Here is a 14,139-nt window from a genome sequence, read left to right on the forward strand (position 1 = left end):
CCGTTTAATTATAAATTTGTTTAGCCCTAAATTCAAAAAGGAAGTTTCTTAAAGATTCCGCCATTTCCAACTCAGTATCTTGCCAATCGCTAGATTGCCCGTAAATAGTTTGTAACCATTGCTTAAATGAATTTCTTGGATGATAATTAATACCGTCTTTTTCGAATTTGATCGCCTGATTAGGATCTCCGCCCCACTTAATATCTTCTATTACCTCAGGCCTAAAGCAAATCAAAAATTCTCCTTTGCTTGATTCAATTGGAATAACCAGTAAACCACTCGCTACAGCAGCATAGTTTTTCGCCTCCTCGTAAATTTCTCCTAAATTTTCACTCGCAAAAACTTTATTAATCCCTTTTCCTTCAAGCCAAAGTACAAGATTTTCCAAATCATCCATATCTGGTACAGTGCCTAAAGTTTTAATTTTTCCGTTTAAGCTCAAGGCCGCACCAGTAGCATTAAACAACGAAAGCAGGTTTTGGTTTTCGTCTGTTAAAATTCCTTTAACGATGTCGTTTTCGGAGTAAACTAAGTCCGTGATTACACTTCGTTGATGCAACAATTTAGCGTGATCCATTAACTGCTCATGTTTTATAATGGACGAAATTCGATAGGAAATTTCCATGCTTAACCAATCAAAAACTGATCTGCTTTCTACGCTGAGGTATTTGCTGGTAATGTGGTGGCAGGAGATTAAACCCCACAAGGTACCATCGACCATAATGCGTATAGACATAGATGCGGTTACATTCATATTGGCCATATATTCCAAATGTACGTTGGCTACACTGCGTAAATTACAATCCGAAAGATCTAAGAAACCATTGGTAATAGGATTAATAACCGGGAAAAGTTTAATGGTTTGATAATTTCTATTCGGAATCAAACGAAATGGATTTTTCAAATACAGTGCTCTGGCTTGCTTCGGAACGTCAGAAGCAGGAAACGTTTGTCCTAAATAACTTTCTAAATCACCAGTTATCTCTTCGGCTATTACGGTTCCGTTCCAGTTTTTATCGAAACGATACATTCTAATCCCATCAAAACCAGAAATTCTTCGAATCTCTTTAATACTCGCCTCACAAACATTTTGCAGGCTTTCGGTACTTTCTAATGTGGAAATAAACGATCTTACTTCTTGAAATACTTTGGTAAAACTTCGCTCAGGTTCGTCATCTATCTTTTCTATTTCAAGGATGATAAATTCTTTCTTAACATGAGCCAGAATATTTACTGGTTCGGCAAGCGATCCATTTTTTAGTGAATACTGGAAGGGCAAACGATTTCTTAGGCCTTTACTCACTCCAGCTTTAAAATGTTCAAAATCTTCATCAGATAAATACTGCTGAAAAGCATTAAATATGCATTCTTTGGCGATACAACCAATTATTTCGTTGACATTTTCACTGGCTTGAATGATATTAAGATTTTCGGTATCTAGAACTAAAAGATATCCGAAATCTTGTATGGAGTTGGTTTGATGGATGGCAAGATTTCCACAAAATTCTGCATCGTAATTATTTTGTTGACTCATTTTTTTATTTTTCACGCCCCGTTTTCGGCAACGTTTAGGAGATAGATTTAATGTGATTGAACTACATATTATTAAATAGCAATGAATTAGGTTTTTAATTAATAGCATTTGAATGATGAGCAGCTCTGAACGCATAAAAATATACAAAAGCTATCTAAAAACCATTCTTTATATCTAAAATGGTACTCCTCTTAATTTTAGAAAATGTGCTTCCGTTATCTAAACCAAGCGCTAGGCATTTTTTAAATCTTTTAAAACATTATAGGCTAAACAGACCTTTAGTATTTAAAATTTGATGATGAATCGTTACGAAAATAAAATAGCGCTGATTACAGGAAGCAGCCAGGGAATAGGAGAGGCTTGTGCATTGAGATTGGCCAAAGAAGGTGCTGACATTATTTTAAATGGACGTAAATTTGACGAACGCGGAGAAAAATTGATCGCCGAAATCGAAGCAATGGGCAGAAAAGCCAAATTCTTAGCTGCTGATGTGAGCAAAACTACCGAAGTTTTAAAGCTGATTGATGATGCAACAAAAGTTTTTGGATCGCTGGACATTTTAATCAATAATGCAGGCTTAGAAAAAAAAGCAGATTTCTGGGAGGTAACAGAAGAAGATTACGACATTGTAATGGATACGAATCTCAAAGGTGTTTTTTTTGGCATTCAGGCTTTTGTTAAATATTGTAAAAGAGAAAAGCGGGCGGGTACCATTATTAATATGAGTTCTGTTCACGAAGAGATCGTATTTCCGCACTTTGCCGCGTACTGTGCCAGTAAGGGAGCATTAAAAATGTTATGCAGGAATTTAGCGACTGAACTTGCACCTCTAAATATTCGAATTAACAATGTTGCACCAGGTGCAGTAACCACCCCAATTAATCAAGATTTGTTAAATAATAAAGCACAGCTGGAGAGTTTGTTAGAGAATATTCCGATGCGGCGCATGGGTAAAGTGGAAGATGTTGCTGCAGTGGTGGCCTTTTTGGCTTCTGATGAAGCAGGTTATGTAACAGGCTCTACTTATTTTGTTGATGGTGGTTTAACTTATCACTATGAAGAACAGTAAGCTAAAGCTTGCTGGTTCTTCTTTCTATTTGTTTATTTAATTCTACTGCTGCACTAATTAAAGCCAAATGGGTAAAGGCTTGAGGAAAATTGCCTAGGTGTTCGCCTTTTTTTCCTAATTCCTCACTGAACAAATGCAGGTGATTGGCATAACCAATCATCTTTTCGAAGTTTTCTACTGCCCGCTCCAATTCTCCACTTTTAGCCAAAGCTTCAATGAACCAAAAAGAACACATATTGAAGGCGCCTTCTTCCCCTTCAAGGCCATCGATATTTCTTAAGCCGTTATTGTAGCGATAAACCAGAACATCAACCAATAATTCTTCATCAATAACCTTCATAGTTGAAAGCCAACGCGGTTCTATAGGAGAAATAAAATGAGTCAAAGGCATCAGCAGAACGCTTGCATCTACATGTGTCGCACCCTTATATTGTACCCACGCACCCAGTTTTTCACTCCAAAAGTTGTGATAAATATCGTTGTAGATGTCACTCCTGATTTGATGCCATTCATTTTCAGGATAGGGAAAAGAGCGATGTTCAGCTATTTTAATTGCCCTATCGAGTGCAACCCAACACATTAAACGCGTATGGAGAAACTCTTTTTTCTCACTTCTGATCTCCCATATTCCATGATCAGCCTTTTTCCAGTTTTTGATCACCTGGGCAATTTGTTTTTCAATAAGGGTCCAAAACTCATACGTAATTGGTTTATACGATTTATTATAGATGTAAATCGTGTCAATCAACTCTCCGTAAATATCAATTTGCAATTGTTTTGCTGCAGCATTACCGATCCTGACGGGCTTAGAAGAACGATAGCCTTCAAAATGTTTCAGCTCTTTTTCTTCGATGCTTGTTTCTCCATCGATCTGATAAACCAACTGCAAATCAATTTGTTGGCAGAGGCTAAAAATCCAGTCGATGAATGCGGTTGCCTCATCATTAAATCCTAATTTTAAAAAGGCATACATGGTAAAGGCCGCATCGCGAATCCAGGTATAACGATAATCCCAATTTCGGTTGCCTCCAATGGCCTCTGGAAGGCCAAAAGTAGGAGCGGCTACAACAGAACCATGTTTTACAGAAGTAAGGAGCTTTAGTGTGATAGCCGATCGCCGTATCAGTTCACTGTATCTTCCGGTGTAACTGGTTTTGTTAATCCAGTTAATCCAAAAGTCTTTCGTTTGGTGATAGGATTGCTCTTTATAAAACTCAAAGTCTTGCCCTTTTTCATCATTTTCTAAAAATTCGATAACGATTGTGGCCACTTCGCCCTCCTTTAAGGTAAATTCACTATAACCGTTTTTCTTGTTCACCCTTAGTGCTTTATCCGAAATCATATTGATTTGCAGATTTTCTTTCTTGCAGGTAAACTTAATTTCTGTTTCCAAACATTCGGTTTCGTAGTCGCTTTCCGAATAACCAAAGCGAGGAACGCAACTCACCTTAAAATTGATACTTCCACGTACAGTTTTTATTTGTCTTACAATAGCACTATTAAGCGCAACATTCCCTTTTTCAATAGGCATGAAGTCGGTTAGCTCCGCTATTCCTGCATCAGAAAAATAGCGGGTCAGTAAAATTGCAGTGCCAGGCAAATAGAGTTGTTTGCTGGTGAAATTTTCTAAATCGGGTTCAACGGCGAAAAAACCACCTTTTCTCGAATCGAGCATGGTGGCAAATACGGTAGGAGAATCAAAATTTGGTGCACACATAAAATCAATCGACCCTTGTAAGGATACTAAAGCAACGGTTTTGAGGTTGCCGATGATGCCGTAATTTTCAATTGGCTGAAAAGGTCGTTTTGTGTGATTCATATCTGCTAATAATGGGTCAATTCCTTTAATAAATAAGTTTAAACGTTTTTTTGTTTGCTTACCTCAGCATTTGGCTAGCACCTGCAAGAATGTTTGGGCAAAAAAAAATCCCGACTAAATTTTCATTAGTCGGGATCATTATATCTTTTGGAGGTGTTTACACTAAGAAACCGCCACCCAGTAAATCGTTTCCTTCATAAAAAACTGCAGATTGTCCTGGTGCAATTGCCGATACATTATGATCAAAAACTACACGCATTCTGTCTTTTTCTTGTACAATGGTACTTAACATGCCAGCATCTTTATAACGGATTTTGGTAATTACATCGTTCATTGGTTCTTCAATGCTTGCATATTTAATCAGGTTAATGTTACGCACCATTGCTTCTCTACGTTCCAATTCTTCAGCTTTTCCTAACACAACGGTATTACTTTCTGGCAATATCTGAGTAACAAACATAGGTTCGCCAAATGCTACACCTAAACCTTTACGTTGCCCTATGGTATAGAACGGATAACCTTTATGCTGGCCAACAACCATTCCATTGCTTAGAATAAAATTTCCGCCGGCAACTCTGTCTTCCAAATCTTCAACTTTATGTTTCAAGAAAGCCCTGTAATCATTATCAGGTACGAAGCAAATCTCGTAGCTTTCTGATTTTTTAGCCAACTCTTCCTGACCCATATCCAATGCCATTTGTCTGATTTCGGACTTCGCAAAACTTCCTAAGGGGAATTTAGTTCGCGAAAGATTTTCTTGCGAAACACCCCAAAGCACGTATGACTGATCTTTATTTTCGTCTTTTCCTTTTGAAATAACATATCGCCCGCTATCTTGCTGGCGGATGTTTGCATAATGACCAGTGGCAATAAATTCGCAATCCAGTTTATTGGCACGTTTTAACAAAGCTTCCCATTTAATATGCGTATTGCACAAAACGCATGGATTTGGAGTTCTTCCAGCTAAGTATTCATCAACGAAGTTATCGATTACATAGTCGCCAAATTCATCGCGGATATCTAAAATGTAGTGTGGAAAACCATAGTTTACCGCAAGTGTACGGGCATCGTTAATACTATCTAACGAGCAACAACCGGTTTCTTTGCTACTTCCACCTGCACTGGCATAATCCCAGGTTTTCATGGTTAATCCAATTACTTCATAGCCTTGCTCATGCAACATTACTGCCGCAACCGAACTATCAACCCCGCCACTCATGGCTACCAGAATTCTACCGTGTTTACTCATTTCAAAATAATTGGATGCAAAAATAAGGTTTATTTACCTCAATTTTTTTAAAGCAAGTCAGTTACTTGTAAAAAGCAGATCGTACGTCCTTTCAAATCTTGACTCAAAAAGCCTTTCTGAATGCCTATTTCCTTATGATTCGCTATTTCTCATTCTACTTTCCCTAAACAAGGGTTTTGGACGCTCGCTAGCAAACCTGATGTTTAGCAGGCCACTTTGTGTCTAAACCTGATCGTCAGCGGTTCCCGATTTTTCATCGGGATAAGCAAAGAGCAGGACTGAAATAAACTAAAAGCACAGAAACATGCTTTCCAAATCGAAAATAGGCTTCCATGTCAATTGTATTTTTTCTATTGATTAAACGATTTAGTTTAAGATTTTATGCAGATTAGTTTTTTAATTAATACCTTAGAATCTTCAAAATATAAAGTTTCAATTTTAAACAAATATGATTAAAAAAGTTATCCTGCCTTGTTTGTTATTGTCGTCATTTATGGCCTCGGCACAGCAGAATTTAGTTCAATATGTTAAACCTATTATTGGTACCTCAAAAATGGGACATACGTATCCTGGAGCTACAGTTCCGTTTGGTGCGGTACAGTTAAGTCCGGAAACAGATACGCTATCTTACGAGGTAAATGGTAAATATAATGGCGACGTTTATAAATATTGTGCAGGTTATAAATATGAAGATAAAACGATAACAGGCTTCAGTCATACACATTTTAGCGGTACAGGTCACTCAGATCTAGGTGATTTTTTAATTATGCCTACCCAAGGAAAGCTCCAGTTAAATCCGGGTACGGCCGACAATCCAAAAGGTGGATATCGCTCTGCATATTCTCATGCAAACGAAAAAGCTGAAGCGGGTTATTATAAAGTAAAGTTGGATGACGACAATATCACTGCTGAATTAACAGCGACAAATAGAGTCGGGATGCATCAGTACACCTTTCCGAAATCAGATCAATCGCACATCATTCTCGATTTGATGGCTGGGATTTACAATTATGAGGATAAAACCGTATGGACTTATGTTCGCGTAGTTAACGATACTTTAGTTACAGGCTATCGCCAAACCAATGGTTGGGCAAGAACACGTACCGTTTATTTTGCTATGAGTTTTTCTAAACCTTTTAAAAGCTATGGCCGTAAGAGTTACGATGCTAAACAGGCATATCGCGGTTTCTGGGGTAAGTTTAACCAGGATCAAAACTTCCCTGAAATTGCTGGTAAAAAGCTAAAAATGTATTTTGATTTTGATACGCAGGAGGGAGAGAAGGTAAAAATTAAGTTTGCGCTATCTCCGGTAAGTCAGGAAAATGCCTTGCAAAATATGCGTGCTGAAATCTCAGGCTGGGATTTTGATAAAGTTAAAACGCAGGCACAAACTACCTGGAATAAAGAATTGAACAAAATTCAAGTTAGTACTTCGAACGATAATAAGATTAATTTTTATACTGCACTATATCACTCATTTATTAATCCAACAACTTACACTGATGTAAATGGAGAATATAAAGGTTTGGATCAGGGCATTCATAAAGCAGAAGGTTTTACCAATTATACTACTTTTTCGCTATGGGATACCTACCGGGCTTTGCATCCCTTCTTTAACATTATGCAACCAAGTAGAAGTAATGACATGGTAAAATCGATGATAGCCCATTATGATCAGAGCAGTTTAAAAATGCTGCCGATTTGGTCGCATTATGCAAACGATAACTGGTGTATGAGTGGCTACCATAGTGTTTCTGTTTTGGCGGATGCCATAATTAAAGGTACCTACAACGGCGATGCAAACAAAGCTTTAGATGCTTGTGTAACAACGGCTAAACACCGCGATTATGAAGGGATTGGTTACTATATGGATAAGGGTTATATTCCTGCAGAAAAAAGTGGCGTATCAGTTTCAAATACTTTAGAATATGCTTATGATGATTGGGCGATTGCACAATTGGCAAAAAAATTAAACCGAATGGACGTTTATAACGAATTTATTAAACGCTCTAATAACTGGAGAAATAACTACGATGCTGCCTCGGGTTTTATGCGTCCACGTTTAGCTGATGGAACTTTTAAAAATGCATTTGACCCGAAAGACACAGAAGGGCAAGGTTTTATTGAAGGAAACAGCTGGAATTACAGTTTCTTTGTGCCACATGATCCCACTTCTTTAGTGGAAGTGATGGGCGGAAAAAAGAAATTTGCAGCTCGTTTAGATTCTTTATTTAGCATGCATTTGCCTGATGAGTTTTTCGCTCATACTGAAGATATTACACGTGAAGGCATTATTGGCGGTTACGTTCATGGAAATGAGCCCGCACATCACGTGGCTTACCTGTACAACTGGACGGATGAGGTTTACAAAGGGCAGGCACAAATTCGCCACATTCTAAATATGCAATATAAACCTACTGCTGATGGCTTAGGTGGAAATGACGATTGCGGCCAAATGAGCGCCTGGTATATGTTCTCAGCTATGGGCTTTTATCCGGTTGCACCAGGTTCAGATGTTTATTCGTTAGGAAGCCCGCTGGTTAATAATGCTGTGATTAATTTAGAAAACGGAAAAACCTTTACTGTTGAAGCAATTAAGCAAAGCGATAAAAATGTATACGTTCAAAAAGTAATGTTGAATGATAAGGAAATTACAAACCATCAAATAAAGCATACTGACATTACCAATGGTGGAAAGCTCACTTTTTATATGAGCGCTAAACCTAAGAAATAAGATTCAAAATCATCTTTATTGATGTTTAAACCGCTGGCTAAGGCCAGCGGTTTTTTTGTGGGGCAAGCGCCCGAACGATCAATTGGCTGCGTAAAAATATTTTGCGATAATCTATCACTAACAGATTTAGAGAAACTCTTCTAATTTTAAGATAACCAATAACATTCGATCAAAAAAAATGAAACGCCCAATGAAGCTACCCATTTTTAATTGATGGAATTCTCTAGGTAAACAAAGATTTTGATTGATAATTTTCAAATAATTGTAGATAAATTTCACTATTTTCACAGGTAAGTTTATGGTAATCATTTAATTACAAGTATAATCTTACATGAAATTTGCCTATGATCAACACTGCTCTAGATTTCATTTCGAAAGAAATTAATGGCTATTTCAACCATCTTATCGGAACAACAAACGAAGATTATATTGTTGTTTCGAATCTCGTTTACGATGGTAAATTAGCTATTCCTCATCAAAGCCTGGGCTTAACCTTAATTAACATTGAAGAAGATCTTATTGCCAAAAATCAGTTTGTAACTGTAAGAAACATGCCGGGTGAGAGTGAATCCAGAAATCCTGGTATGGGTCTTAGCTTATACATCCTAATCTCCGCAAACTTTCATTACGAAGCAACTATAACGCCCCGAACGGATTATCTGGAAGGTTTGGAAAGGTTATCGCAGGTAATTTCTTTTTTCCAGAATAAAAATGTTTTTACACCGTCCAATTCGCCTCAATCATCTATCATCGATTCTAACACTGAACAATTAAGTATAGCGCTTGTGAATCTTAATTTCGAACAAATAAACCATTTATGGAGCGCTATCGGACACAGTTATCTTCCGTCGGTGATGTACAAACTCCGTATGTCAAGCGTTTGAGAGCACGTACAGCAGGTTACGCATGGAAGAGTTGCATTTATTTCCATTAACAAATTTGAATACCTGGAAATCAACACTTTTAAAAGAAATGCAACATAAGCTTGAAAAATCAATCACTTAAAAAATGGCTTTAAAATACAAAAATCCGGGAGTTTATGTTGAGGAGATTTCAATTTTTCCACCCTCCATTGCCCAGTTAGAAACTGCTATACCGGGTTTTATTGGTTATACCGCTAAGCGGGAAAAAAACGGAATTGCTTTCGATGTAAACGTACCTCAACGCATTACTTCGCTTTTAGAATTTGAGCAATATTTTGGGCTAGCGTATCCTGAGCTTTTGGAAGTTACTATAGAAAATCCGGATAAGGGTTCTACTATGCCGAAGATTGCAGTAAATCCAACAACTACAGTTTCGGGCTATCTACTTTATTATCATGTAAAAATGTTTTATGATAATGGTGGCGGTCCATGTTTCGTTGTTTCTGTAGGTGATTTTGCCGAAACACCAGTCATAGTTAAAAGCGATTTAAAAAATGGATTAGACGCGTGTGAAAAAGAGGATGCGATTACTTTACTCGCTATTCCAGAAATTACAGCGCTATCATCGGCATCGGAAATACTAGAACTGAACGATGCCATGCTTGCCCAGTGCGCAAAGTTGAAAGATCGATTTTCCATACTGGATGTACCACAATCTGGCTCGGCTACGCCTATTCGCGATGCCGATACATTTCGCAGTGATTTTGTTAGCGCTGCTCATTTAAAGTATGGAGCAGCTTATTATCCGAAAATTCAAACAAAAGCTATCTATAATCATACCGCTGATGATTTTATTAAGATTGCAGCTGATAATAGGGGTATAGGGACAAACAATGGTATTTACAAGAAGGTTGGCGATACTAAACAGTCAATTACCAAAATAATTGATACATCTAATCCCGTTACTGCATTGAAGGCCTCTGGAACTATAACTTTCGAATCTAATGATCTTGAAAATCATTCTATTTCCATAGCAGGGATCAGTTTCAAGTTTGGAGGAAGTGATGGTATCCCTTTAGGAAGCGGGGAGGTATCTGCCGAATCACTTAGGGCAGCTATTGCTGCTAACCCCGATCTTTCTGCTCTGGTAGTTGCAACTGTAGATGGCACTATTGCTACCTTAACTGCGGTTACCGCCGGAAATGAAGGCAATAACATCACTATGGTTTATGACCCTAAAAGAAAAACACCCGCTGTTACTTTGAGTGGCCCAGCTTTAACTGGCGGTTTTGATAGCATTGATTTTACCTTATTTCACGAAATTAAGGCTGCATTAAATGCATATACCGTTCCACTCTATCCATCAGGAATGGTAGCTGGAGTAATGGCTAGGGTAGATAACAATAGAGGCGTTTGGAAAGCTCCGGCAAATGAGAGCATCATAACAGTTGATAAACCACTAGTTACAATTAGTAATGAGGAACAAGATTACCTCAATGTCGATCCGACCGGAGGAAAAAGTATAAATGCCATTAGAAAATTTGATAGTAAAGGCACTTTGGTTTGGGGCGCCAGAACGTTGGCGGGAAATGACAATGAATGGCGATACGTTCCTATTCGGAGATTATTTATCATGGTGGAGGAATCTATCAAAAAAGCAACCGAGTTTGTTGTATTCGAACCAAATGATGCCAATACCTGGATTCGGGTAAAAGCCATGTGCGAGAACTTTTTAAATCAATTATGGCGCCAGGGTGCACTTGCAGGGGCGAAACCAGAACATGCCTATTTTGTAAATGTAGGTTTGGGCGTAACCATGACATCCCTAGATATTTTAGAAGGAAGATTAATTATTGAAATCGGTTTGGCTGCGGTTCGGCCGGCCGAGTTTATTATATTGAAATTCTCTCTTTTATTAGTAAAATCCTAAAACAATGAACCCGAATACAAAACGCTGTGATGAACATGGAGAATCAGTGAAACACCTGACATAACCTTTCTCAAATTAGATCAAGCCGTAATTTTCAGCATGTGTTTAGGGCTAACTTTACAAATTCTCGAATTCTGTCCATTTTTTTTTGTACCAATCCAAATTTCACTCGGCTTAATAGAATTATCCCATCAAAGCAAAAAATAATTTCATACAAAGTCAAATTTATCCTCATCAAGAAAATCGATTTAGGAATAGCTTAACTGGCTTTTTTATTTTGATGTTAATGAAATTATACTAATATTTGTTTTTAGTGCTAACCGAATATTTTTATAGCTTATTATTAAACGATGGAATTAATTATTAAGTGAAAATTACTTAACACTGAAAAAATAGCCCGCATAAAAACCGCCATTAATGAGATACATCTTTAGACTATTCTTTTTAACATTCACTGCACTTTTTTATGTTGCCTCAAGTTATTCGCAACATAAAACAGAAAAGTATTTGAAGAGGGTAGATATTATCGAAAATAATATCAACAGATATTTTTTAGTAAGAGATAAAGGCTTGTATTTGGAAAACATTGGGAATCACGATAAACCGTATTCCTACTTGTGGCCTTTATGTGCTTTAATCCAGGCGGCAAATGAAAGTGAGGCCATTGGACGAAAGCAAGCCATGAAGCCTGTAATTTCTGCGATAGACCAATATTATACCACAGCATCTCCCTCGCCATCCTATCAATCGTATATCAACAAAAGTTCACGCTTTTACGATGACAACCAATGGATTGCAATCGCATATCTGGACGCATACAATCGGACAAAAGATTCGATTTATTTAACAAAAGCCAAAGAGATTTACCAATGGCTATTAACCGGCTACGATGAAAAAATTGGTGGAGGATTATACTGGAAAGAGGATGAAAAAACATCTAAAAATACCTGTTCAAACGGACCGAATGTTCTGGTTTCACTACAATTATACAGAGCCACTAAACAAAAGAAGTACCTGGATACCGCAATGCTTGTTTATAATTGGACGAATAAAATGCTTCGATCTCCAGAAGGCATATTTTATGATGCCATCAGCATAAAAAATTCAAAAATAGACTCGGCAACATACACATACAACACTGGTACAATGTTGCAAGCCAATGTAATCCTTTATCAAATTACAAAAGATAAAAAGTATTTAAATGAGGCGAAGTTTATTGCCGGTAATGCCCAAAAATATTTTTACAGCAATAGTAAACTTGGCGATCATTATTGGTTCAATGTTGTTTTAATGCGTGGTTATCTCGATTTGTTCGAGGTTGAAAAAGATCCTCGTAGACTATCATTTCTAATTAATGAAGGCGAGCGAATTTGGGCGGAAGAACGAGATGACAACGATCTCTTAGGAAAACAAAAAAACAAATCGCTAATTATGCAAGCGGCAATGCTGGAATATTATGCCCGGTTGGCGCAACTTAAATTAACCAAATTATAATAAACATCCATAATGAAAAGACGAACATTTATACAAAACACCAGTTTATTAGGCGCTGGGGTTTTGGCATCAAAATTTTCTCTGGCGGCAGATCTTGTACCCGAGTTTCCAGTAGTAAGGGTTGCGGCTGGGAAGAGACATTTTCAAAGCAAAGCAGTAGATTCTGCTATCAAAACATTCCAATCGAATGTTAAAAATCCAGAGTTAGCCTGGCTCTTCGAGAATTGTTTTCCAAATACTTTGGACACTACTGTTTATTACGAGGAAAAAAAAGGCAGACCCGATACTTATGTAATCACTGGTGATATCGATGCGATGTGGCTTCGCGATAGCTCTGCGCAAGTTTGGCCCTATCTTCAATTTATTAATGAAGATGAGCCACTAAAAAAACTTATAGCTGGGGTAATTATCCACCAAACTCAATGTGTGTTAAAAGATCCATATGCCAATGCTTTTTATGGCGATCCAAATAAGGTAGGTGAGTGGAAAACTGATAAAACTGCCATGCAGGCTGGTGTGCATGAGCGTAAATGGGAGATCGATTCTTTATGTTATCCGATTCGTTTAGCTTATCATTATTGGAAAAAAACTGGTGATAAAACTCCATTCGATGCCGATTGGAAAAAAGGCATTGAAGCCACCTTGAAAACTTTCAAAGAGCAGCAACGCAAAGCGGATAAAGGACCATATCACTTTCAACGTGAAACCACTCAACCGACAGATTCATTGCCAATGGCAGGTTATGGTTTTCCGGTAAATCCTGTTGGCTTAATTTGTTCGGCTTTCCGTCCGAGTGATGATGCAACTATTTTCCCGTTTTTGGTTCCATCCAACTTTTTTGCGGTATCAAGTTTAAAACAAGCTGCAGAAATGATCAAGGCATTACAACCTGATAAAACATTAGAAAGCAGTCTGTTAAATCTTTCAAGTGAAGTGAGTGCTGCGCTCCAAAAACACGCCATTATCAATCATCCAAAATATGGCAAAATTTATGCCTTCGAGGTTGATGGTTTCGGGAGTGCCTATTTAATGGATGATTCTAACGTGCCAAGCTTACTTAGTTTACCCTATTTAGGCGCCATGAGTGTTGATGATCCTATCTACAAGAACACCCGAAAATTTGCACTCTCAAAAGATAATCCATACTTTTTTAAAGGCACCGCTGCGGAAGGTATTGGCGGTCCTCACGCTGGTCAAGATATGATTTGGCCAATGAGTATCACCATGAGGGCTTTAACCTCAAAAGACGATAAAGAAATTAAATATTGTATCGATACGCTTCGTAAAACTCATGCAGGAAAAGGTTTTATGCATGAATCGTTTAACAAAGATAATCCGGCAAACTTTACCCGTGCCTGGTTTGCTTGGTCAAACACGCTATTCGGCGAGTTATTATGGAGAACTTACCATGAACGACCGAACTTATTAAAAGCATAAATATTTGGCT

Annotated in this window: 9 protein-coding genes; 6 read left to right on the plus strand and 3 right to left on the minus strand. The window is 37.7% G+C overall.

All coding sequences use genetic code 11. The features are described from left to right. Positions 1-4 precede the first annotated feature (4 nt). Positions 5-1,534: a GAF domain-containing protein gene (locus OQZ33_RS19500; protein ID WP_265801009.1), complete on the minus strand. Its 1,530-nt coding sequence runs from the start codon at positions 1,532-1,534 to the stop codon at positions 5-7. 295 nt (positions 1,535-1,829) lie between these two features. Here OQZ33_RS19500 and OQZ33_RS19505 point away from each other — a divergent pair, with 295 nt between their 5' ends. Next, a complete protein-coding gene (locus OQZ33_RS19505; RefSeq protein WP_265801010.1) occupies positions 1,830-2,603 on the plus strand; it encodes an SDR family NAD(P)-dependent oxidoreductase in 774 nt (257 codons plus the stop codon). 1 nt (position 2,604) lies between these two features. On the opposite strand, the gene OQZ33_RS19510 is transcribed toward OQZ33_RS19505, so the two are convergent. Together OQZ33_RS19510 and mnmA are read right to left on the minus strand one after the other, a co-directional pair. Then, the gene (locus tag OQZ33_RS19510) at positions 2,605-4,422 is read right to left on the minus strand and encodes a glycoside hydrolase family 15 protein (protein ID WP_265801011.1); all 1,818 of its coding nucleotides are present in this window, start codon (positions 4,420-4,422) and stop codon (positions 2,605-2,607) included. A gap of 157 nt (positions 4,423-4,579) precedes the next feature. Continuing rightward, the gene (mnmA, locus tag OQZ33_RS19515) at positions 4,580-5,671 is read right to left on the minus strand and encodes a tRNA 2-thiouridine(34) synthase MnmA (RefSeq protein WP_056850069.1); all 1,092 of its coding nucleotides are present in this window, start codon (positions 5,669-5,671) and stop codon (positions 4,580-4,582) included. Positions 5,672-6,119: 448 nt separating this feature from the next. Between mnmA and OQZ33_RS19520 the strand changes: the two genes are divergently transcribed. The 5 genes from OQZ33_RS19520 (at position 6,120) to OQZ33_RS19540 (ending at position 14,129) form a co-directional block, all read left to right on the plus strand. Continuing rightward, positions 6,120-8,405 carry a GH92 family glycosyl hydrolase gene (locus OQZ33_RS19520; RefSeq protein WP_265801012.1) on the plus strand — a complete coding sequence of 762 codons (2,286 nt, stop codon included), beginning with the start codon at positions 6,120-6,122 and terminating at the stop codon, positions 8,403-8,405. Between the two features lie 344 nt (positions 8,406-8,749). Then, positions 8,750-9,289, plus strand: a complete 540-nt coding sequence (locus tag OQZ33_RS19525; protein WP_265801013.1) for a DUF4255 domain-containing protein — start codon at positions 8,750-8,752, stop codon at positions 9,287-9,289. Positions 9,290-9,413: 124 nt separating this feature from the next. Continuing rightward, complete coding sequence (locus OQZ33_RS19530) at positions 9,414-11,198, plus strand: phage tail sheath family protein (RefSeq protein WP_265801014.1); 1,785 nt, start codon at positions 9,414-9,416, stop codon at positions 11,196-11,198. 417 nt (positions 11,199-11,615) lie between these two features. Continuing rightward, on the plus strand, positions 11,616-12,692 hold the full coding sequence (locus tag OQZ33_RS19535) for a glycoside hydrolase family 76 protein (RefSeq protein ID WP_265801015.1): 1,077 nt from the start codon (positions 11,616-11,618) through the stop codon (positions 12,690-12,692). A 12-nt stretch (positions 12,693-12,704) separates the two neighbouring features. Further along, positions 12,705-14,129, plus strand: coding sequence for a glycoside hydrolase family 125 protein (locus tag OQZ33_RS19540; protein WP_265801016.1), 1,425 nt, complete (start codon positions 12,705-12,707; stop codon positions 14,127-14,129). The last annotated feature ends 10 nt before the right edge of the window (positions 14,130-14,139 follow it).

Origin of the sequence: Pedobacter sp. MC2016-05 (genome assembly GCF_026239735.1) — a bacterium.
In the GTDB taxonomy this organism is placed as follows: domain Bacteria; phylum Bacteroidota; class Bacteroidia; order Sphingobacteriales; family Sphingobacteriaceae; genus Pedobacter.